The organism is Mycobacterium gallinarum, assembly GCF_010726765.1.
GTDB classification, from domain to species: Bacteria; Actinomycetota; Actinomycetes; order Mycobacteriales; family Mycobacteriaceae; genus Mycobacterium; species Mycobacterium gallinarum.
Genome location: NZ_AP022601.1, coordinates 3,021,361 through 3,042,746 on the forward strand (window position 1 = coordinate 3,021,361; position 21,386 = coordinate 3,042,746).

At 65.8% G+C, this 21,386-nt stretch carries 22 protein-coding genes and 1 pseudogene; 11 read left to right on the forward strand and 12 right to left on the reverse strand.

The window, feature by feature from the left end:
- Nucleotides 1-152 precede the first annotated feature (152 nt).
- Both G6N42_RS14645 and G6N42_RS14650 read left to right on the forward strand, forming a co-directional pair.
- Nucleotides 153-695 (forward strand): DoxX family protein, encoded by a 543-nt coding sequence (locus G6N42_RS14645; RefSeq protein WP_163730238.1) that lies wholly within the window; start codon nucleotides 153-155, stop codon nucleotides 693-695.
- An 88-nt stretch (nucleotides 696-783) separates the two neighbouring features.
- Nucleotides 784-933 (forward strand): hypothetical protein, encoded by a 150-nt coding sequence (locus G6N42_RS14650; RefSeq protein WP_163724406.1) that lies wholly within the window; start codon nucleotides 784-786, stop codon nucleotides 931-933.
- Nucleotides 934-1,028: 95 nt separating this feature from the next.
- Here G6N42_RS14650 and G6N42_RS14655 read toward each other — a convergent pair whose 3' ends face one another.
- From G6N42_RS14655 to G6N42_RS14665, 3 genes are read right to left on the reverse strand one after another with little or no spacing between them, the layout of a single operon-like run.
- The gene (locus G6N42_RS14655) at nucleotides 1,029-2,027 is read right to left on the reverse strand and encodes an NAD(P)H-dependent flavin oxidoreductase (protein ID WP_163730239.1); all 999 of its coding nucleotides are present in this window, start codon (nucleotides 2,025-2,027) and stop codon (nucleotides 1,029-1,031) included.
- A gap of 28 nt (nucleotides 2,028-2,055) precedes the next feature.
- Nucleotides 2,056-2,808 carry a 3-hydroxyacyl-CoA dehydrogenase gene (locus tag G6N42_RS14660; RefSeq protein WP_163730240.1) on the reverse strand — a complete coding sequence of 251 codons (753 nt, stop codon included), beginning with the start codon at nucleotides 2,806-2,808 and terminating at the stop codon, nucleotides 2,056-2,058.
- Nucleotides 2,809-2,843: 35 nt separating this feature from the next.
- Nucleotides 2,844-3,947: a CaiB/BaiF CoA transferase family protein gene (locus G6N42_RS14665; protein WP_163730241.1), complete on the reverse strand. Its 1,104-nt coding sequence runs from the start codon at nucleotides 3,945-3,947 to the stop codon at nucleotides 2,844-2,846.
- An 89-nt stretch (nucleotides 3,948-4,036) separates the two neighbouring features.
- Between G6N42_RS14665 and G6N42_RS14670 the strand changes: the two genes are divergently transcribed.
- Nucleotides 4,037-4,855 carry an enoyl-CoA hydratase gene (locus G6N42_RS14670; RefSeq protein ID WP_163730242.1) on the forward strand — a complete coding sequence of 273 codons (819 nt, stop codon included), beginning with the start codon at nucleotides 4,037-4,039 and terminating at the stop codon, nucleotides 4,853-4,855.
- 50 nt (nucleotides 4,856-4,905) lie between these two features.
- The gene (gene tet(V), locus G6N42_RS14675) at nucleotides 4,906-6,192 is read left to right on the forward strand and encodes a tetracycline efflux MFS transporter Tet(V) (RefSeq protein ID WP_163730243.1); all 1,287 of its coding nucleotides are present in this window, start codon (nucleotides 4,906-4,908) and stop codon (nucleotides 6,190-6,192) included.
- Here the strand turns inward: tet(V) and G6N42_RS14680 are convergent.
- Genes G6N42_RS14680 through G6N42_RS14690 form a run of 3 tightly spaced genes read right to left on the reverse strand, consistent with a single transcriptional unit; the run spans nucleotide 6,189 to nucleotide 8,635 of the window.
- Nucleotides 6,189-6,911, reverse strand: a complete 723-nt coding sequence (locus G6N42_RS14680; RefSeq protein ID WP_163730244.1) for a CPBP family intramembrane glutamic endopeptidase — start codon at nucleotides 6,909-6,911, stop codon at nucleotides 6,189-6,191. The genes tet(V) and G6N42_RS14680 overlap by 4 nt on opposite strands.
- A complete protein-coding gene (locus tag G6N42_RS14685) occupies nucleotides 6,908-8,053 on the reverse strand; it encodes an NAD(P)H-binding protein (RefSeq protein ID WP_163730245.1) in 1,146 nt (381 codons plus the stop codon). Before G6N42_RS14685 ends, G6N42_RS14680 begins: the two co-directional genes overlap by 4 nt.
- Before the next feature lie 45 nt (nucleotides 8,054-8,098).
- Entirely contained in the window at nucleotides 8,099-8,635 is a 537-nt protein-coding gene (locus G6N42_RS14690) for a gamma carbonic anhydrase family protein (protein ID WP_174262081.1), read from the reverse strand.
- A 31-nt stretch (nucleotides 8,636-8,666) separates the two neighbouring features.
- Between G6N42_RS14690 and G6N42_RS14695 the strand changes: the two genes are divergently transcribed.
- Both G6N42_RS14695 and G6N42_RS14700 read left to right on the forward strand, forming a co-directional pair.
- A complete protein-coding gene (locus G6N42_RS14695) occupies nucleotides 8,667-9,608 on the forward strand; it encodes an SDR family NAD(P)-dependent oxidoreductase (RefSeq protein ID WP_163730247.1) in 942 nt (313 codons plus the stop codon).
- Nucleotides 9,609-9,611: 3 nt separating this feature from the next.
- Entirely contained in the window at nucleotides 9,612-10,187 is a 576-nt protein-coding gene (locus G6N42_RS14700) for a TetR/AcrR family transcriptional regulator (protein WP_163730248.1), read from the forward strand.
- Here G6N42_RS14700 and G6N42_RS14705 read toward each other — a convergent pair.
- A complete protein-coding gene (locus G6N42_RS14705) occupies nucleotides 10,184-11,140 on the reverse strand; it encodes a GlxA family transcriptional regulator (RefSeq protein ID WP_163730249.1) in 957 nt (318 codons plus the stop codon). The genes G6N42_RS14700 and G6N42_RS14705 overlap by 4 nt on opposite strands.
- A gap of 82 nt (nucleotides 11,141-11,222) precedes the next feature.
- Here G6N42_RS14705 and G6N42_RS14710 point away from each other — a divergent pair, with 82 nt between their 5' ends.
- Nucleotides 11,223-12,497 (forward strand): MFS transporter, encoded by a 1,275-nt coding sequence (locus G6N42_RS14710; protein ID WP_163730250.1) that lies wholly within the window; start codon nucleotides 11,223-11,225, stop codon nucleotides 12,495-12,497.
- 80 nt (nucleotides 12,498-12,577) lie between these two features.
- On the forward strand, nucleotides 12,578-13,345 hold the full coding sequence (locus G6N42_RS14715) for a fasciclin domain-containing protein (RefSeq protein WP_163730251.1): 768 nt from the start codon (nucleotides 12,578-12,580) through the stop codon (nucleotides 13,343-13,345).
- Nucleotides 13,346-13,398: 53 nt separating this feature from the next.
- Here the strand turns inward: G6N42_RS14715 and G6N42_RS14720 are convergent, their stop codons facing one another.
- The 4 genes from G6N42_RS14720 to G6N42_RS14735 all read right to left on the reverse strand — a co-directional run bounded on the left by G6N42_RS14720 (nucleotide 13,399) and on the right by G6N42_RS14735 (nucleotide 18,377).
- Nucleotides 13,399-14,541: an acyl-CoA dehydrogenase family protein gene (locus G6N42_RS14720; RefSeq protein ID WP_163730252.1), complete on the reverse strand. Its 1,143-nt coding sequence runs from the start codon at nucleotides 14,539-14,541 to the stop codon at nucleotides 13,399-13,401.
- A 19-nt stretch (nucleotides 14,542-14,560) separates the two neighbouring features.
- Entirely contained in the window at nucleotides 14,561-15,358 is a 798-nt protein-coding gene (locus G6N42_RS14725) for a crotonase/enoyl-CoA hydratase family protein (protein ID WP_163730253.1), read from the reverse strand.
- Entirely contained in the window at nucleotides 15,355-16,500 is a 1,146-nt protein-coding gene (locus G6N42_RS14730; RefSeq protein WP_163730254.1) for a thiolase family protein, read from the reverse strand. The genes G6N42_RS14725 and G6N42_RS14730 overlap by 4 nt, the downstream gene beginning before the upstream one ends.
- A gap of 128 nt (nucleotides 16,501-16,628) precedes the next feature.
- Nucleotides 16,629-18,377, reverse strand: a complete 1,749-nt coding sequence (locus G6N42_RS14735) for a DUF3556 domain-containing protein (RefSeq protein WP_163730255.1) — start codon at nucleotides 18,375-18,377, stop codon at nucleotides 16,629-16,631.
- Between the two features lie 72 nt (nucleotides 18,378-18,449).
- Between G6N42_RS14735 and G6N42_RS31585 the strand changes: the two are divergent.
- Nucleotides 18,450-18,548: pseudogene (locus tag G6N42_RS31585) on the forward strand (esterase); the annotation flags it as partial.
- Nucleotides 18,549-18,585: 37 nt separating this feature from the next.
- Nucleotides 18,586-19,029, forward strand: coding sequence for a hypothetical protein (locus G6N42_RS14740; protein WP_163730256.1), 444 nt, complete (start codon nucleotides 18,586-18,588; stop codon nucleotides 19,027-19,029).
- Here the strand turns inward: G6N42_RS14740 and G6N42_RS14745 are convergent.
- Nucleotides 19,026-19,559, reverse strand: coding sequence for a DoxX family protein (locus G6N42_RS14745; protein WP_163730257.1), 534 nt, complete (start codon nucleotides 19,557-19,559; stop codon nucleotides 19,026-19,028). The genes G6N42_RS14740 and G6N42_RS14745 overlap by 4 nt on opposite strands.
- Nucleotides 19,560-19,763: 204 nt before the next feature.
- Here G6N42_RS14745 and G6N42_RS14750 point away from each other — a divergent pair, with 204 nt between their 5' ends.
- Nucleotides 19,764-21,386, forward strand: a complete 1,623-nt coding sequence (locus G6N42_RS14750; protein WP_163730258.1) for an HNH endonuclease signature motif containing protein — start codon at nucleotides 19,764-19,766, stop codon at nucleotides 21,384-21,386.

Sequence of the window (21,386 nt, forward strand, 5' to 3'; positions counted from 1 at the left end):
TCGCGACCTCCCGCTAGTTGGATACCGTCGATAACTTATCAATGATAATTTACGGCTGCAAGGTGTCCCTTGCCCTTAAGCACGACGGGGACCGATGCCGCGTTCAATGACCGCCGCGATGAGATCCGAGGCCATCGCCGGTCTATCGCTGTATGACAACCTCGACCGCTGAACCGACCACCTCGAGCACCACGCCCTTGATCGATGTCGGCCTGTTGATCCTGCGTATCGGGATCGGCGGGGCAATGCTGCATGCCGGCCTACTGAAGGTGTTCAGCTTCGAGGCCACCGCCGGCTTCATGGAGGCGGGCGGGTGGACGCCGTCGACCTTCGCCGCGCTGATGGTGACGGCGACTGAATTGCTGGGCGGGATCGGACTGCTCCTCGGCGTGCTGACACCGCTGGCGGCATGCGCTGTCATCGCGGCGATGATCGACGCGTGGGCGGTGAACGTCTCGGCCGCGGAGGTGTGGGCCGACCCGTTCAACGCACCGTTTCTGATCGCGGTCGGCGGCACAGCACTCCTTTTCGCCGGCGCGGGCGCGTACTCGGTCGACGCGCGACTGTTCGGCAGGACGGTGTGGTCGGCCAGGATTGCGATCGGCCTACTGATCGTGGCGATCGCAGCGGCACTTTTCACCTGGGTTTTGCTCAACGGGACGAACCCGATCCACTTCGACGCCCCGACCAGCTGAAACTTACTGACGGGTAGTGACGGACCCTACCCGGCGGTAAGAATTGCCACCGTTTTCCGAATCGTGACTCAAAGATTCCTTAATAGCGATGGTTACTGTTCAGTACATGTGGATCGACGACACCAGTGCTGATGTCATCAAGGTTGACTTCGAGGCGCTCTACCACGGGGATTTCCTGGTAGAGGGGGATACCTCGGAGCAGCTCGACGACGAGCACACCCTGCCCACCGCGGTATGAAAAAACGCGCGCCCTGAGGGCGCGCGTTCTTCCGCAACGGTTTGCCCCAGTGCGGGGCCCATTTCGCTGATTCCTGTGTTCTGAAAAATCCCGTCCTACGCGACGTTCTCTTCTTGGTCGGCCTCGACCATGCCGGCCAGTCTGCCGGTGATGATCTCTTCGGCTTCGTCGACGATCCGCGCCACCAGCTCGCCGCACGTCGGGATGTCGTTGATCAGACCCATCGCGGTGCCGACCGACCAGATGCCTGCGTCCAGATCACCGACCTCGTAGACCTTGACGCCGCGTGATCCGGCGACCAAGTCCTTGACGTCTTCGAACTGACCGCCGCGGTTCAGGATCTCGACGACCTCGCGCGAGACCGCGTTGCTCGCGACGCGGGCGGTGTTGCGCAGCGGCCGGAAGATCATCTCGGTGTCGAGCTCGCTGCCCGCCACGATCGCTTCCTTGACGTTCTGGTGAATCGCCGACTCGACGGTGCACATGAAGCGGCTGCCCATGTTGATGCCGTCGGCCCCCAGCGCGAGCGCAGCCACCAGCCCGCGACCGTCGGCAAACCCGCCCGAGGCGATCATCGGGATGTCGATCTTGACCGCAGCGGCAGGAATAAGCACGAGTCCTGGTATGTCGTCCTCACCTGGATGACCCGCGCATTCGAAACCGTCGATGCTGATGCCGTCCACACCGAGGCTCTGTGCCTTGACTGCGTGCCGCACCGAGGTGCACTTGTGCAGCACCTTGATCCCGTTGTCGTGAAACATCGGCAGGTGCGGTGCGGGGTTGGAGCCCGCGGTTTCGACGATCTTGATGCCGGAGTCGACGATCACCTGCCGGTACTCGTCATACGGCGGCGGGTTGATGGTCGGCAGGATCGTCAGGTTCACCCCGAAGGGCTTGTCCGTCAGATCGCGGCACTTCGCGATCTCCTTCGCCAAATCGGCGGGCGTCGGCTGCGTCAGCGCGGTGATGAACCCGAGCGCACCCGCATTCGCCACTGCCGCAACGAGTTCGGCGCGGCCGACCCACTGCATACCACCCTGTACGACGGGATGCTCGATACCGAAGGTTTCGGTGAACTTGGTGTTGATCGTCATCGGTGCTCTTCTCTCTTCGCGCAAGCGCTCATCGGGGAGCCATCCTGATCGCACCGTCCAGACGAATCACTTCGCCGTTCAGCATCGGGTTCTCGACGATGTGCACCGCCAGCGCACCGTACTCGTCCGGATCGCCGAGGCGGGCCGGATGCGGCACCTGCTTGCCCAGCGACTGCTGCGCCTCCTCGGGCAGCGAGCCCAGCAGCGGGGTCTTGAACAGTCCGGGCGCGATGGTGCACACGCGGATCAGCTCGCGGGACAGATCGCGGGCGATCGGCAGGGTCATTCCGACGACGCCACCCTTGGACGCGGAGTACGCCGCCTGGCCGATCTGGCCCTCGAAGGCCGCGACGGACGCGGTGTTGATGATGACACCGCGCTCCTCCCCGAGCGGCTCGTTCTTGGCGATGCGCTCTGCCGACAGCCGCAGCACATTGAAGGTGCCGATCAGGTTGACCTCGACGACCTTCTTGAAGGCATCCAGCGGAAACGGGCCGTCCTTGCTCAGCGTCTTGGCCGCGTTGCCGATGCCGGCGCAGTTAACGTTGATGCGGACCGGGCCCATCGACTCGGCGACATCGAGCGCCTTGCTGACCGCGGCCTCGTCGGTGACGTTGGTCTCGACGAACTTGGCACGGTCACCGAGCGCGGCGACGGCGTCTTCGCCCCGCAGATCGATCACCACAACAGATGCGCCCCTGTCGAGCAGCCGTTTGGTGGTCGCCAGGCCCAGCCCGGAAGCTCCCCCGGTGACGACGGCTACGGCGTCTTTGATCTCCACTTGGTGTGTTCCCTCTCTGTTGGAAAGACCCGGCGTCAAACCCAGTCTCGGAGTACGGCTTCGGTGTCGGCGCCCGCCGGACCGGGCGGGGTCGGGGTGGGCGGCACGCTGCGCGAGAACCGCGGCGCGGGCATCGGCTGCAGGTAGCCGCCGGGGGCCGAATCATCGCGGTAGAAGGTGTCGCGCTCGGTGATGTGCGGTTCGGACTCGACCTCGCCGAAGGACAGCACCGGCGTCACGCACGCATCGCTGTCGGCGAAGACCTTGGCCCAATGGTCGCGATCTTTGGCGGCGACGGCATCGGCGATCGCCGCACGCAGTTCGGGCCAACGGCCCATGTCGTTCTGGTCGGGCAGATCGGCACCTTCGAGGCCCAGGCCCTTGATCATCTCGGCGTAGAACTGCGGCTCGATCGCACCGATCGCGATGTGCTTGCCATCCGCGCATGTGTAGGTGTCGTAGTAGGGGGCGCCGCCGTCGAGCATGTTCACGCCACGCTCGTCCGACCACAAGCCGTCCTGACGAAAGCCCCAGATCATCTGCGCCAGAACGCTGGACCCGTCGACCATCGCGGCGTCGACCACCTGACCCTTGCCGGACGTCTGCCGCTCCCACAACGCGGAGAGGATCCCGACGAGCAGGAACATCGACCCGCCGCCGAAATCACCGGTCAAGTTCAGCGGCGGCACGGGTCGCTCACCGGCGCGCCCGATCGAGTGCAGCACCCCGTTGAGGGATATGTAGTTGATGTCGTGTCCGGCCTGCAGCCGCCGCGGTCCGGTCTGGCCCCACCCCGTCATGCGGCCATAGACCAACCGCTCGTTGACCTTCGCGCAATCCTCGGGGCCCAAGCCCAACCGTTCGGTGACGCCGGGGCGCAGTCCCTCGATCAGCACGTCGGCCTTGGCGACCAACTTCAGCACCAGCTCGCGACCCTCGTCGGACTTCAGATCAGCGGTCACCGACCGGCGATTGCGCAGTGCGGTTTCCCGCCGGGAGCTCGGAATGCCGCCCAGCTTTCCCGGCCGATCGATGCGCACGACGTCGGCGCCGAGGTCGCCGAGGATCATCGCAGCGTGCGGACCTGGGCCGATGCTGGCCAGTTCGATGACACGCAATCCCTGAAGTGGTCCAGCCATACCCAATTACCGCCCTTCGTCCGACTAGCGCTGTCGACGCCGACATAGCTTACTTGTATAACCAAGTGGTTCGGTCCTAGGGTGCAGCAATGACAACCGTCGACTCGAGCGCGCAGACCTACAGCGGTATCGACGACCTGCTCGTCGATCTGGCCGACGGTGTGCTGTCGCTGACCATGAACCGGCCGGACAGCCTCAATTCGTTGACCGCCGCGATGTTCAGGACCATCACCTCGACATTGGAACAGGCCGCCACCGATCCGCGGGTCAAGGTCGTGCGCCTCGGCGGTGCAGGTCGGGGCTTCTCGTCGGGCGCGGGCATCAGCGACGAGGACCAGGCACAGAAGTCGGTCGACGGGCCCGAATCGGTTCTCAATGCCGCCAACGACGCCGTGCGGTCGATCGTCGACCTGCCACAGCCGGTGGTCGCGGTCGTGCAGGGGCCATGCGCCGGTGTCGGTGCCTCGTTGGCGTTGGCGTCCGACGTCGTAATGGCCTCGGAGAAGGCGTTCTTCATGCTGGCCTTCACCAAGATCGGGCTGATGCCCGACGGTGGAGCCTCGGCGTTGATCGCCGCGGCGGTCGGTCGTATCCGCGCCATGCGGATGGCCTTGATGGGTGAACGAATCAGCGCCGGCGATGCTTTCGACTGGGGTCTCGTCACCGCCGTGCATCCCGCCGAGGAACTCGACGCCGAAGCGGACAAGGTGATCTCGGCACTCATGGACGGCCCCGCCGTGTCCCTTCGGAAGACCAAACACGCCATCAACGCCGCAACGCTCACCGAGCTGGAGCCCGCGATCGCCCGCGAGACGGAGGGCCAAATGGTGCTGCTCGTCTCGCACGACTTCCGTGAAGGCGCACGCGCTTTCCAGGAGCGCAGGAAGCCGAACTTCACCGACTCCTAACCACAGAAAATCGGTGGACTCGGTCACCTTCGATCGGCGACCATCGGTTGGTGAGTACGCACTTCGAGACACCACAGCCGGTGCGCGACGCCGGCGGTTGGCGCGTGCTCGCACCGTTCCAGATCCGCGAGTACCGCCTGCTGATCGCGGCGGTGACGCTATCGATCTTCGCCGACGGCATGTTCGCCGTCGTGCTTGCCCTACAGGTCATCGAGCTCGACAACAACCCGGTGTCGTTGTCGATCGTGATGACGTGCTTCGGCGCCGCTTTCGTCGCGTTCGTTCTGGTCGGGGGGATCACCGCGGACCGGATGAACCAGCGCAAGATCATCATCGGCGTCGAGACGGTGAACGTCGTGGCGGCATCAGCGGTCGCCACCCTGGGACTGCTTGGCGCGCTGCAGGTCTGGCATCTGGCCCTCGCGGCCACCGCAATGGGAACCGCCGCCGCGTTCTTCTTCCCGGCATACAGCGCGATCCTGCCGAGGATCCTGCCCGCCGAACAACTGTTGGCCGCCAACGGTGTCGAAGGCGTGGTGCGCCCAGTGTTTCAGCGCGCGGTCGGCCCGGCCGTCGCAGGCATGTTGATCGGTGCGACCTTCCCAGCGGTGGGTTCTGTCGTGGTCGCCGCGCTCTTCGCCACCGGCCTCGTCCTGCTGATCGCGACGAGACCGGCGGCGTCGACGCCGCCGCAAGAGCCCGAAGTCGAACGCGCGCACGTGTTGCGCGATCTGCGAGACGGCTTCGTGTTCATGCTCCGCACGCCGTGGCTGCTGTGGACGCTGCTGTTCGCGAGCATGTTCGTGCTCGTCGTGCTCGGACCCATCGAGGTACTGCTGCCGTTCATCGTCAACGACCGCTTCGATGACGGCGCGCGCACGTACGGATTCATTCTGGCGTTCTTCGGCATGGGCAGCGCCCTTGGTGCGCTCGCGGTCTCGTCGGGCCGGCTGCCCCGCCGCTACCTGACGGTGATGATGGCGATGTGGGGTCTTGGCTCCATCCCATTGGTGGTCGTCGGCTTCACGTCATCGTTCACCTGGATGGCAGTCGCGACGTTCGTCGTCGGCCTCACCGACGGTGCGGGCATGGTCATCTGGGGCACGCTGCTGCAGCGGCGGGTACCCACCGAGATGCTGGGCCGGGTGTCGAGCTTGGACTTCTTCGTCTCGCTGGCGTTCATGCCGCTGTCGTTCGCGATCGTCGGCCCGCTGTCGAAAGTCGTGACGATGCAGACGATCTTCCTGGTGGCCGGCATCGCTCCGGTGATACTGGCGGCCATTGCGTTGGTTGCGGCGAAGATGCGTCAGGACGAGTTGGCGCATCCATTGCGCTAGACGCCGAAAAGGGGTGGAAGTGCCAGCACCATGACCAGTCCCCAGAAAAAGTGGGTCAGCATCGGTGCGAGCACTCCCCCGGTGATGCGGCGCTCGATCGCACAAACGGTGCCGAGGACGACCGCCGCGAAACCCAGCATCGGGTTACCGGTAGCGACGCCCGTCGCGATCACATACAACACCGTCGACACCAGCACCGCATGGAACCGTCCGAGCGCGGTGTAGAGAGCGCCGCGGAAGAACATCTCTTCGGCCACGCCGTTGACGACGGTGATGAACGTGACCAATAGCAGTGGTCCATAGTTGGCGAATTCCAGTACCTGAGTGATGTATTCGCGCACAGGGGGAATTTCGCGGGCGATCAACCCGCCCACGATGAAGACGGCCCCGAGCAATAGGCCCACCGCGGTCCCAGTGATCCACGGGCGCTGGTTGCGGCCACGGAACCGAATGCAGCCAAGGTGCAGCGGGCCTGACAACAACGCGCCGACCGCCCACACCGCGGCCAGCGCCAGCGTCAGCCAGTAGAACGAGGCGTCCCCCGGTGGCAGGGCCAGCGAATAGCCAAGCAGCACAGCGCCGATGACCAACACGATGGCGACGATGATGCGTCTGCGGCGGATCAGGATAGGTGGCTCGTGGTGCGGTACCGGGCAGGTACCGACGATGTCCCTGACCTCGGCCAACCATCGCGGCCGAGTAGCGGGTGGTTCGGTCACGCCGACTTCGCCTTCGGGACAAGGCCGATGGCGGTGTCCAGTCCGGTGCGCACAGCCGCGGCGAGGGGTCCGGGCACGACGCCGAGCAGGCCCAGCGCCGGTCGCGCAAACGAAGGCGTGATGTGGCTGGCCAATTGCCGAATGCGGAAGGTGTCACCGCCCGCCCACACCGGGTCCGTGTCGGCGAGATGGTGCGGATCGGCGAGTGCGTCGACGGGTTGCGGTTTGCGACTCTCGAGTGCCCTGGTGATGGCCTCGTCAATCCCGACGAGGCCATCGGGCGGGTCGGGCACCAAGTCACGAAGGCCGTTCTCGGAGGCCATCATCGGGTGATCGAGCGACTCCACAAGATCGGCGGCCAGGCCGCCTGGCACCGGCAGCACCGCCGATGTCACCAACGACACCAGCCCGATATCCACTCCGTTGACCGGCAGTTCGGCCCGCCATTTGCCGGAGATGCGTGCGCACGCGCGGAGCAGGTCACCGTAGGAGGACGTCTCCGGACCGTGGATGTCGTACGCACCGGCAGGAACCTTCTCGTCCGCGGCGGCGACCAAGTAGTAAAGGACATCCTGTATCGAGATCGGGTCGATCGGATTGACCGACCACCCCGGCATCGGCATCAATAGGAACCGGTCGGTGACATAGCGCAGCATCTCGAACGACGTCGAACCCGACCCGATGATCATCGCCGCACCCAGCCAGACCACCTCCGGTCCGCCATCCACGCGGAGCGCTTCGGCGACTTCGGCCCGGCTGCTCAGATGCTCGGAGAGATCGTCGTCGTCGGGAACGAACCCGCCCAGGTACACGATCCGGCGAACGCCGGCATTCTTGGCCTCGTTCGCCACGTTGGCCGCCGCGCGGTTGTCCGCCTCGCGAAAGCCCGGCTGCCCGATGCCGTGCACGAGGTAGTAAACGACGTCTACCGGCCCGGCGGCGGCGAACGCGTGCCGCGCCGACTCCTGGTTGTGAGCGTCCAGCGCCACCCCGGTGACGCGGTCCTGCCAGCCGAACTTGGCGAGCCGCGCGGGGCTTCGGGTGGCGGCGACAACGTCGTGGCCCGCGTCCAGCAGGGCGGTGACGAGCCGCGATCCGACATAGCCGGTGGCGCCGGTGACCAGGATTCGCAGTTTGCTCACCGTACGGCTGTACCCGGACTGCGCGGGATCGCAACCTTAAGGCGCTCAGCTGTTGTTCGCGTCACGGTGCAGCTCGATGAGTGCCTGATACACCTGCGCGTTGTGCCGGTTGTGCGCCACTTCGGCGTCGCTGAGATCGCGCCGCGTCTTGCCGGGCACGCCGGCCACCAACGACCGGGGCGGTACGACGAAGCCCTGCGGCACCAACGCGCTCGCGGCGATCAGCGAGCCCGCGCCGATCTTGGCGCCGTTGAGTATGACCGCACCCATCCCGATGAGACAGCCGTCCTCGACCTCGCAGCCGTGCAGCACGGCGTTGTGCCCGACGCTGACGTTGGCGCCGATGCGGACTGGAAAGCCGGGGTCGACGTGGATCGTGACGCCGTCCTGGATGTTGGTGCCCGCGCCGATCTCGATCGGTTCGGCCTCAGCCCGAAGTGTCGCCCCGTACCAGACGCTGGTGCGGGCGCCGAGCGTCACCTGACCGATCAGGCTCGCGTTGGGCGCGACCCAGCTCTCGGCGTGCAGCGACGGCGCACGCCCACGGATGGGCACGATCAGCGGCTCAGGCATGCGCGACATCGTAAGTCACGAGCCGTGTCATATTGACGAGGTGACATCAGCGCCGACAGCACTCGAGGTCGTCGATGGCGTCGACCTGACCGGCAAGGTCTGCGTCATCACCGGCGCATCGGCCGGCCTGGGCAGGGAGTCGGCGCGCGCACTCGCCACGACCGGCGCGCACGTCATCCTCGCCGCGCGCAATCGGGCCGCCCTCGCCGACACCGAGGCGTGGGTTCGGGCCGAGGTTCCCGATGCCAAGACGTCGACGGTGGAACTGGACCTCACCTCCCTGGCCGCGGTCCGGTCGGCTGCCGAAGCCATAAGTGCCATGGCGCCCGCGATTCACGTGCTGATGAACAACGCGGGAGTCATGTTCACACCGTTCGGCCGAACGACCGATGGTTTCGAAATGCAGTTCGGCACCAACCATCTCGGCCATTTTGAACTCACGCACCTACTCGAGCCGCAGCTCGGCGCGGCCGGGGGTGCGCGCATCGTGAACCTGTCGTCGGACGGGCACCGGCTGGCCGACGTCAACCTCGACGACCCGAATTGGCAGCACCGCGAGTACGACAAGTTCGCGGCGTACGGCGCTTCGAAGACAGCCAACATCTTGCACGCGGTCGAGCTGGACCGGCGCCTGCGCGACCGGGCCATCAGGGCGTATGCGGTGCATCCGGGCGTGGTGGCGACGTCACTCGCGCGGCACATGTCGCGCGACGACTTCACCGCCCTGACGGAGTTCGTCTCCTCGGATCCCGGCCAGCAGAAGGTCGACGTTCGCCGCGACTTCACCATGCCCGAGCAGGGCGCGGCCACCCAGGTGTGGGCTGCGGTGAGCAGCGATCTCGCCGACGTCGGATCGGTGTATCTGGCGGACTGCCGGATTCAGGACGACCAAGGAGGCCCAGCGCCCTACGCGACGGACGCCGCGCACGCGGTGCGGCTGTGGGAAGTCTCGGAGCGCCTCTGTACGAGCGCGGGACACTGACTCATGGCCGGCGTCGTGCACCTGCGGTCATACGACGATCGCGACCGCGACGACGAGGAAACCGGCAAGGTGATAAGCGCGACCGTCGAACTGCTCCGCGAGGTGCCGTACTCCGACATCACCATGCAGGCGATCAGTAAGCGCGCAGGCATCTCCATCGGCTCGCTGCGGGAGCACTTCTGGTCGACAGACGCGATCGTCGCCGAGATCTACCTCGACCGGCTGCGGGCCGTACCGCTGGACGTCGACGTCGACCGGGACGCCAAGGAACGCATCGTGGCGCAGTTCTCCCATCTCGTGATGCTGTTGGCCGACGAGCCCGGCCTGGCGGCCGCCTGCTCGAGCGCACTGGTGTGCAGCGACCCGTCCGTGCGGTCCGTGCGGGAGCGCATCAACGCCGAGTATCACCGGCGGGTACGCACCATGCTCCGCTCGGGCGCGTGGCCGGAGGTGACGCAGACGCTCGAATTCGGTCTCGTCGGGGCGCTGGTCCATGCGAGCTGCGGTGTCAGCGATTTCCAGCAGACCGCCGACGACCTCGCCTGCATGGTCGCGACGGTATTGCCCGACGGCAGCTAGGCCCCCTGATAGACCTTGCGGTAACTCGACGGGGACATCCCCACTCCGCGGCGCAGATGATGCCGAAGGTTGCCACCTGAGCCCAGGCCCGACAATCTGGCCACCTCGTCGACGGAGTGGTCGCGCGACTCGAGCAGTTGACGCGCAAAATCGATGCGGCGGCTGCGAATCCACGCGCCGGGCGCCTGACCGGTCTCCTCGCGAAACCGCCGATTGAAGGTGCGCGCGCTCATCTTGGCATGCCGGGCCAGCCGCGGCACCGTGAGCTCTTCGTCGAGATGCTGCAGCGCCCATTCGCGAGTCGCGGCGGTCGAGTAGTGATCGGGAGCGGGCACCTGTCGGTCGATGAACTGGGCCTGTCCGCCTTCACGCCACGGTGGTACGACGCAATATCTCGCGACGGTGTTGGCCACCTGCGAGCCGTGATCGGATCGAATGATGTGCAGGCACAGGTCGATTCCCGCCGCCAAACCCGCGGACGAGAGCACATCGCCGTCGTCGACGAAGAGCACGTTCTCGTCGACGCGCACAAGCGGGTGCAACCGGCGTAGATCGTCGGCGAATCGCCAGTGGGTGGTGGCAGGCCGCCCGTCGAGCAGTCCTGCCGCCGCGAGCACAAATGCGCCGGTGCAGATCGACACCAGTCGGGTGCCGGGACGAATCAGCGCCAAGGCGGCGGCGACGTCCGGTGTCAGCCTGCCGTCGACTCGCGCGGCCGGGTACCGCGTGCCGGGGATGACAACGGTGTCGGCGGTGGCCAGCGCTTCCGGTCCGGCCTCGGCGACCACGGCGAATCCCGTCGTCGCGGCCACCGGGTCGCGCGACAGCGCACACGTCACCACCTCGTAGAGACGGTTGCCGTCGGCGTCGCTCGCATTCGAGAACATCATCGGCGCGATGGTGGCGTCGAACCCCACCACGGGCGGCAACAGCAGGACGGCGACACGGTGCACGCCCCCAGTTTGGCATGTTTTTGACGAATGCTGTCATTCATGCCACTAGTCGCCGCAGGCCGTGGTGAACCACAGTGATGCGGTGACGTCGACCGCCGCGCGCCGGACCGTGCCCAGAGTCCACTGGGCCTGGGTCGTGGCGGCCGTGAGCTTTGTCGCGATCCTCGGCGCGGCGGGCTTCCGCTCGGTCCCAGGCGTGATGATGAACCCGCTGCACCACGAGTTCGGGTGGTCGCACGGCGTGGTCGGGCTGGCGATGTCGGTCAACATGACGCTGTTCGGTCTCACCGCGCCGTTCGCCGCGGCTCTGATGGACCGCTTCGGCGTGCGGCCGGTGCTGTCGGGGGCGCTGCTCATGATCGCGAGCGGTTCGGCCCTGTCGGTGACGATGACGGCGAGCTGGCAGCTGGTCCTGTTGTGGGGTGTGCTCGTCGGCGCGGGCACCGGTGCGATCTCGATGGGCTTCGTCGCCACGATCGCGACGCGCTGGTTCGAGGCGCGGCGCGGCCTGGTGACGGGCGTGCTGACCGCCGCTAGTGCGACGGGGCAACTGATCTTCTTGCCGATCGTCGCCGAGGTCACCACCCGGCACGGCTGGCGCTGGGCATCGCTGATCGTCGCGGCGGCAGCGCTGTGCGTGGTTCCATTGGTATTGGTGTTCATGCGAAATCATCCGCAGGACAAGGGTTTAACGGCATACGGTGCGACGGCTGTCACTGAACCGGCGACGGTGCCCGCGTCGAGTTTCCGCGCCGCATTCGACGGACTGCTGATCGGCGCGCGTGTTCCGGCGTTCTGGCTGCTGGCGGCCAGCTTCGCGATCTGCGGCATGACGACGAACGGATTGATCGGCACGCACTTCATTCCGGCGGCCAATGACCACGGCATGCCGACGACCGTCGCGGCCGGCCTGCTGGCCACCATCGGCATTCTCGACGTCGCGGGCACGGTGTTCTCGGGCTGGCTCACCGACCGGGTCGATCCGCGCCTGTTGCTCGTCGCCTATTACACCGGCCGCGGCGTCTCGCTGCTGGCGTTGCCTTCGCTGCTTTCGCCGCACGCCGAACCCAGCACGTGGGTGTTCGTCATCTTCTACGGCCTGGACTGGGTGGCCACCGTCCCGCCGACGATCGTGCTGTGTCGGAATTACTTCGGCAGCCGCTCCCCCATCGTGTTCGGCTGGGTTTTCGCCTCCCACCAGCTGGGCGCGGCGATGGCCGCCGCCGGCGCCGGATGGCTACGCGATCTGCAGGGCGGCTACGACACCGCGTTCTACCTCGCCGGGGGCCTGTGCTTCGTCGCGGCGGCGTTGTGTGGCAAGATCCGCAACTCGCAGGTCAGAGCACCTGCGACGTAGGTTTGACGGGGTCTTCGCTTTGGTGATGCCGCATTCGGCGTTTTAACATGCGATGCACTAAAGACCTGAGGAGCACTTACGTGAAGACCCGCACCAGCAAGGCCATTGGCGCCGTCGCCGGAATCGCCGCGATCGCCGTATCGGTGCCGATGGCTGTGACCGCTTACGCGCAACCGTCCACCGAGCCGGCACCGACGCTCGAGATCCCCGATCCCCAGGGTTCGGGCTGCGATGCCTTCAAGACGTCGGTGCCGAGCTACAAGGATCTGGCGAACGTTCCGGTGGGCACCGCGCTGCAGAGCATCCCGGACGTCAGCACCTTCTACTCGGCGATCTCGGGCGGTTTGAACCCTGCGGTCAACATCGTCCCGGTTCTGGAGAACGGCCCGTACGTCGTCTTCGCGCCGACCAACGAGGCGTTCGCCAAGCTGGCTCCGGCTCAGCTCGATGCGCTCAAGGCCGATCCGGCCGCGCTCAGCGATCTGGTTTATTACCACGACTTCCTCGGCCTCCTCGGCAACGAGGACGTCAAGGGCCAGCGGCCGACCCAGCAGGGCGCGGAGATCAAGGTCGAGGGCGACGGCGGCGACATCAAGGTCAACGACACCGCCAAGGTTCTCTGCGGTGCGATCTTCGCCAAGAACGCGCGGATCTATCTGATCGACACGGTGCTCGATCCGAAGACGCCGCCTGACGCGATCACGCCGACGAGCACGTCGGGCACGTCCACGACCACGACGACGACCAGCCCGACGGCACCACCGACGGCCGGGGCCGCTGAGGTTCCCGCGGCAGAGGCACCCGCCCCCGCTGAGCCGATGCCTGCCGCGGACGCTCCGATCGGCTAACGCTTACAAGCCACGCCGGCCGAGCCGGCTATAGGCCACGCCGGCCGAGCCGGCTACAAGCCGAGGTCGCGGCCGATGATCTCCTTCATGATCTCGGTCGTGCCACCGAAGATCGTCTGGATGCGTCCGTCGACGTAGTCGCGCGCAACGCGGTACTCCAGCATGTAGCCGTAGCCGCCGTGCAACTGCACGCACTGGTCGACGATCTTCTTGGCGACCTCGGTGGCCCACCACTTTGCCTTGGCCGCCTCGACGGCGGTCAGCTCTCCGTCGACGACACCCTGCAGACACCGGTCGATGTAGTTTTCGGTGACCTCGAGTTCGGTGTCCATCTCGGCGAGCAGGAACCGGTTGTGCTGGAAACTGCCGATCGGCTGGCCGAACGCCTTGCGGTCCTTGGCGTATTGCAGTGTCTGCCGCCAGGTTTCGCGGGCGCCCGCGACGGCGGTGATCGCGATCGAGAGCCGCTCCGAGGGCAGGTTGGTCATCAGGTGGTAGAAGCCACGACCTTCCTTGCCGAGCAGGTTGGCGCCGGGAACGCGGACGTTCTCGAAGTGCAGTTCGGACGTGTCCTGCGCGTGCAGGCCCATCTTCTCCAGCTTGCGGCCGCGCGTGAAACCCTCCATCCCGCGCTCGACGACGAGGAGCGAGAAGCCCTTGTGTCCGGCCTCGGGGTCGGTTCGGGCGACGACGACGACGAGGTCGCTGTTGATGCCCGACGAGATGAAGGTCTTGGAGCCGTTGACGATCCAGTCGTCACCGTCGCGCACCGCCGACGTGCGGATGCCCGCCAGGTCGCTGCCCGCACCGGGTTCGGTCATCGCGACGGCGATGATGGTCTCGCCGCTCGTGATTCCGGGCAGCCAACGCTGCTTCTGCTCGTCGTTGGTCAGGTCCTTGAAATACGGCCCGACGACGTCGTTGTGCAGGCTCAGCGCGGGCGCGGGGACGCCGGCCTTGGCGATCTCCTCGTCGATGATCGCGTTGAACCTGAAATCGTCGGTGCCGCCGCCGCCGAACTCTTCGGGCATGTTGAATCCGATGAGTCCGTGCTTGCCCGCGGCCACGTAGGCCGACCGGTCGACGATGCGGTCCTCTTCCCACTTCTCAGTGTTGGGGACCAGTTCGCTTTCGATGTAACCCCGGACGGTGTCGCGGAACGCTTCGTGCTCGGCGTCGTAGATCGTGCGCTTCACTTGGTTTCTCCTACTTGGCTCACTTGGCTTTCCAAACCGGCTGGCGCTTCTCTGCGAAGGCCAGCGGTCCTTCCTTTGCGTCCTCGGAACGAATGAGCGTCCCCATCTCACGCATGGTCCTGCTCCAGCCTGCTTCGTCGCCGGTAATGACGCCGTCGTCGACGCCCATGGCGACCCGCTTACTGGCCCACACCGCTAGGGGTGCGTTGCAGGTAATCCGTTCGGCCAGAGCGATTGCCGCGTCGACGGCGGTGCCGTCGGGCACGACCTGATTGATGAGTCCCCACTTGAGCGCATCCGCCGACGTCATCGGTTCGCCGGTGAAGATCAGCTCCATCGCGACCTTGCGCGGCAAGTGGTCGACGATGCGGAACACACCGCCCGCGGCAGCGATCAGGCCCCGCTTGACTTCGGGCAGCCCGAACTTTGCGCGGTCTTCCGCGACGACGAGGTCGCTGGCGAGGGCAAGCTCGGATCCGCCGCCGAGCGCGGTGCCGTTGACGGCCGCGATGGTCGGCTTGTCGATGTAGTGATGCACGTATCCCGCGAAGCCCCACTCGGCACGGTCGGGGTGGTAGATGTTCTCCCGGCGCGATATCGCCTTGAGATCAGCTCCGGCGCAGAAGGATTCGCCTGCACCGGTGATGACGACGGCGCGAACCTCGGGATCGTCCTGCGCGGCCTGCAGGGCGTCGCCCACCGCGATGCTCACCGCGCTGTTGACGGCGTTGCGCGCCTCCGGCCGGTTGATCGTGATGACGAGGACGTTGCCCCGCCGCTCGGTGAGAGCGGCAGGGGCCTGGACGTCAGTGGTCACAGCAGCTCGATGATGGTGGCGTTGGCCTGGCCGCCACCCTCACACATGGTCTGCAGGCCGTACTGAATTCCCTTGTCCCGCATGTGATAGAGCATCGTGGTCATGATGCGCGCGCCCGAGCCGCCGAGCGGGTGGCCCAGCGCGATGGCACCGCCGTTGGGGTTGAGCTTCTTCTCGTCGGCGCCGATGTCCTTGAGCCATGCCAACGGCACCGGGGCGAACGCCTCGTTGACCTCGAAAACGCCGATGTCCTCGAGCCGCAGGCCCGAGCGCTTCAGCGCCTTCTGCGTGGCTGGAATCGGCGCGGTCAGCATGATCACCGGGTCAGCGCCGGCCAGCGTGGCGGTGTGCACCTTCGCAAGTGGCTTGAGGCCCAGGGACTTCGCCTTCTCGGCGGACATGAACAGGATGGCCGCGGATCCGTCGGAGATCTGGCTGGAGTTGCCCGCGTGGATGACGCCGTCCTCTTTGAAGGCCGGCTTCAGGCCCGCCATCTTCTCGATGGTGGTGCCACGGCGGATGCCCTCGTCCTTGAGCACCGCATTGCCGTCTTGGTCCTTGATGCCGACGATCTGGTCGTCGAATGCGCCGGCATCCTGTGCGGCGGCGGCCTTCTCATGAGAGTCCAGCGAGTACTGGTCGACTGCGGTGCGGTCGAAGCCCCACTGCTCGGCGATCATCTCGGCGCCGATGCCCTGATTCGGAGTCTGGCTGTATCGGTTGCGGAAGGCCTCCGGGTAGGGATGCCCGCCGTTGGCCAGCGAGGCGCCCATCGGGGTACGCGACATCGACTCCACACCGCCGGCGACGACGACGTCGTAGTGTCCGGCGACCACACCGGCTGCGGCGAAGTGGATGGACTGCTGGCTCGACCCGCACTGGCGGTCGACGGTCACGCCGGGCACGCTCTCGGGCCAGCCCGCCGCCAGCACCGCGGTACGCGCGATGTCGAGCGCCTGCTCGCCGGCCTGCATGACGCAACCCCAGATGACGTCGTCGACGATGCCGGGATCGATGCCTGCGCGCTCGGCGAGACCGTTGAGCACCTGCGCGGACAGTTCACCGGCATGAACACCGGACAACCCGCCGTTGCGCTTGCCGACCGGGGACCGTACAGCCTCGACGATGACGGCTTCAGCCATGACCTATCTCCTTTGAAAGTCGTGTATCCCCGAAGGGTAATCCCGAAAGTAGAGGACTAGGTTTACTAGGTCAACCTACTGGTTGGTAGGTCACATTCCAAACTGCTCAAATTCGCTCACCAGGCCCATCACGGAGCGTCAGTGCGGTCCTTCTGCCACGTCACGTGGATGGGGATGTCGTCGCTCCACGGCTGACCCATGACCATGTCGGCCACGTTGACGTAGCCACGCTCGAACTCCCCCGTCGCCGCGTCGACCAATCGGTACTCCTGCCGTTGCCGGTGGAACGGCTGCGCGTCCAGGATGATGACGCGCACCTCGCCGGGTTCGAAGTTGCACCGCTTCTGCATCGCGGTGATCAGCTGCTCGTTGTGCATATGGCCGTCGCCGAAATTCCAGCCGACCGCCGTGCTGCAGAGCCGCTCGCCCTCGGTGATCACGTACTCCTCCTGGTTGCGGCCGGCGAGCGCGTGGTGGACCAGCGTCAGTAGCGCCTTGCCGTGAGAGTTGAAGCCGCGGAACGCATATCCCTTGTAGAGGTAGATCATCGCCTGCTCCGGGCTGCCGTAGACCTTCTCGAGCTGCGAGGCCGGCATGCTGGCGATGGCGACGAGCCCGCGCTCGATCTTCTCGTTGGCAGACGGCTTGATGCACCACCACGTGGTGTCCCAGTTTCCGGCGTAGTACCGCATGCCCGGCAGGAACGAGATCTTGCGCGGGAACAGGTTGCCGAGCACCACGATGGTGGCCAGCAGCAGGAAGAGCAAGGCGGGCAGCGGCGTCGTCATATCGGACAGACCGACCTCGGCATGGCCGACGAAAAGCGTTATGACGCAGAACATCATGAAGACGTTCCACTCCAGCGGAACGCCCATCGGGATCGCCGAGAGAATGCCGAAGTGGAAGCACAGCATGATGAACGCGGCGATGTACGTCGGCCAGCCGCCGTGGGAGAACAGGAGCGCCAACGGGACCAGCATCTCGACCGCGGTGCTGAAGTGGGCGATGAACCGCGACACCGGACCGGGGCGCAGATCGTCGGGGAACCTCTCGAAAAACCGGCGCTTCAGCCACTTCGTCCGGACCAACGGATTGTTCGACATCATCGTCGAGATCACGAACGGGAAGTGCTTGTTCAGTTTCGACGTGGCGGCGCCCATCCAGATCGCCACACAGACCAGCTTGGCGGCGATGATCATGTCGACCCCGTAGCCCACGAACAGGAAGGCCACGGTGAAGGACGCGTACACCTCGCCGCGCGCGGCCAGGAAGATGACCTTGTCGCGCAGACCTGCCACGGCCAACAGGCCGAGAATGGTCCAGATCTGCCACATCGGCAAAACCCCGATGGTGGTACCAAGCGCCGGAACCGGTCCGGTGCCGTCGGAGAACAACGCGATGATGAGCACCACCAGCAAGGCGCCATAGAGCACGACGTCGACCGGCGTACGCGCGTCACCCTTGGTCAGCGGTATCCGGTTCGGCCACGGTGGCAGCCGAATGGTGTTGGGCCGCAACCAGTACAGGATCGATCCCAGCGGCGGGAAGAACCGGTTGTTCAGCGGGCCGAACCCGCAGCCGAGGCCGACGACCTCGAACAGCATGGTGTACAGCACGACCTTTTGGAACACGATCGGTTCGGTCCACCACTCGGCGACGTTGGTGAAGCCGTCCACACCCGCGGTGGCGAGCGCGAACAGCCAGCCCCCGAGGATGTAGAGCAGGATCTTGACGACGTAGAACAGGTGCATCACGACCGGTGTGCCGAAGCCCACCTCGGCCCAGTGTTCGGCCATCGGCCGAATTTTCTCCGAGCGTGAACCCTTGCTCCACTCGGCGAAGTCGACGACGGGCATGTCGGGCTTGAGAAATCCCATGGCCGCAAGACTAGAACGTGTTCTAGGTTCGTGGAATCAGTTCGTCGTACTCGCAGGACCTAGGCTCACCGCATGACCACCTTCGCACTGGTGCACGGCGGCTTTCACGGCGCATGGTGCTGGGAGCAGTTGTCGCAGCTGCTGCAGAAGGACGGTCATCGCGTGGTGACGATGGACCTGCCTCTCGAGGACAGCGCTACTACCTTCGATGACTACGCCGACGTGGGTGCGCGGCCCTCGAGGACTGCGACGACGACGTGGTGCTCGTCGGGCACTCCTATGCGGCAACACGATCCCGTTGGTCGGCGCGCGCCGACCGGTACGGCATCTCGTCTATCTGTCCGCGATGATCCCCGACGTCGGGCGCAGCCTGGTCGAGCAACTGGCCGATGAACCGCAGATGCTCAATCCGAAGTACGAACAGGGCTTGAGCGGGCTGGATGAGCGGCTCTGTCAAGAGTGGACAGACTTTGGCATCGCACGTGACGTCTTCTATTTCGACTGCGACGAACAAGCGGCCGAGGCTGCACTGAGCCGCCTTCGACCGCAGTCGGTCAATCCCGCGGTGTTCCCGTTCTCACTGGCCGAACAGCCACGTGTGCCGATGCTGTCCCGGCCGCAGGTCCTCGCCGATCGACTGCTGGGGCTTTAGGCGTCGGCCTTGGCGGGCGGACGGTAGAAGATGGCGAGCTGCCCGATGCCACCGGCCAGGCCGAGGCCGAGCGCGATGACCAGACCCCACCAGCCGTGCAGGTAGTCGTAGAGCGCCGTGGACTTGAACAGCACGTAGTCGAGGCTGTACTTCCCCGCCCCGATCGTCGCGATGCCGACCGCCGACGCCGCCAGGACCAGGTTGTACTCCCAGCCCTCCTTGACGATGAAGAAGCCGTTGGGCCGGTGCACGGTCCAGGCGGCGACCAGCATCAATGCGACGAAGCCCGCGGCGGGGATCGGTGTCAGCAGGCCGACAGCCAGGCCGATGCCGGCGGCCATCTCGGTGGTCGCGGCGATACGGGCGTGGAACATCCCCGGCTTCATGCCCATGCTGTCGAACCAGCCGGCGGTGCCCTTGAGTCCGCCCTTGCCGAAGAACTTGTTGTAGCCGTGCGCGGCCATGGTGAGACCGAGCACAACTCGCAGGATCAACAGGCCAATGTCAGCAGCGGAGTCGTAAGCAGTCATGCAACAAAATCTAGGCCATGTGTTAAGTCGATGCCCAGTCCCATCCACACTCAGGATGGCTCCGTGGATGTTGGCGGCGTCGTCGCTCGCGAGAAAAGCCACGCCGCGGGACGTCGGGTGTTGGGTTATCCCCAATCGCGTTCTTGTCCACAGGTTGGGTTGACGTGCTGTTATCGCGTCCGTGGCGTGATTATGGTCGAAATTATGTTCGATTCGGTGCAGGCGGCGACCCACAGCCGGGGTGTCGCAGCGGTAGGCGCGTGGGCGCAGGTGGAGAACGCCGCGTGTGCCCGTCGGTTGTTCGCTTCCGCTGATGAGCTGGAGCGGATGTTCGCCGCCGATGGATCGGATGAGCGCGAGCAGTGGTGCCTGGACAACTGGAGCGCCGTGGCCGCCTCGATCGCCGCCGCGCAGAACGTGTCGCTCGGGGTGGCGTCGCATCAACTGTTGATCGCCGAGGCGCTCCGGCGGCGCCTTCCGCGGGTCAGTGAGGTCTTCGCAAGTGGCGCGATCAATTACCGGCTGGTGTCTGCGATCGTGAACCGGACCCGGCTGATCAGTGACGACGATGCGATGGCGAAGGTCGATACCGAGATCGCGGCCCAGGTCCAACACTGGGGTTCGTTGTCGGCGCACAAGACCGAGACCGAGATCGACTACTGGGTCGATCGGTATGACCCCGTCGCGGTGCGGCGCACCGAATACTCCGCGCGGGGCTGTCATGTCGATATCCACGACCCACAGGACGGGTCGGGGGTGGCGTTCATCGAGGGCCGGCTCGTCGTCACCGACGCCGAAGCACTGGACCAACGCCTCGACGCGATCGCGCGCACCGTGTGCGACGGCGATCCGCGCACATTGGAGCAGCGTCGCTCCGCGGCCCTGGGAGCGTTGGGTCACCGCGCCGACCGACTGGTATGCGGATGCGAGAACCCCGACTGCGACGCCAAAGACGCCATATCCAGCACCGTGGTCGTGCACGTCATCGCCCACGAGGAATCACTGACCGATGACACCCCGGTGCAATTGGACGGCAAAGAGCCACCGCACCCGGTGGATAAGCCGCTGCGGGAGATGACCCTGCGCGAAGCCCTCACCCCCGCACCGCTGACACCGATCATCGCCACCACCCCACCAGCGATGGTCCTGGGTCGCGGGATGCTGCCCGCACCGCTGTTGGCGGCCAAGGTCGCCGGCAGCGCGAAGATCGTCCCGCTCCGCCATCCCGGCACCACGCCCCCTGAGCCGCGCTACATTCCCTCGGCGGTGTTGGCGACGTTTGTGCGGTGTCGGGATATGACGTGCCGCTTCCCGGGCTGTGATGAACCCGCCCACCGTTGCGATATCGACCACACCATCGCCTACCCCACCGGGCCGACCCAGGCGTCCAACCTCAAAGTTCTCTGCCGAACACATCACTTACTCAAGACGTTCTGGGGCTGGCACGACCACCAGTTCCCAGACGGCACCGTCACCTGGACGTCACCGGACGGCCAGACCTACACCACGTATCCGGGCAGCCGACTCCTGTTCCCTACCCTGTGCCGCCCGACCGCCCCCGTCACCGTGCGCGACGCCCCTGACACCACCCCGGGGACCAACCGCGGGCTGGCTATGCCGCGGCGCACAGCGACGCGAGCGCAGAACCGCACTCACGCCATCGACGAGGAACGGCGATTCAACGAGGTCGCCCTCCACGCTGAAGCCCAGGAACACGCACGGCAGCAACACGAACAAGGTGAGCAGCCCGAAAACGACTACGCCGAAACCTATTTCCCCTCATGGCCACGACCCCCCAGTGATGACGACGACCCAGCACCCTTCTGA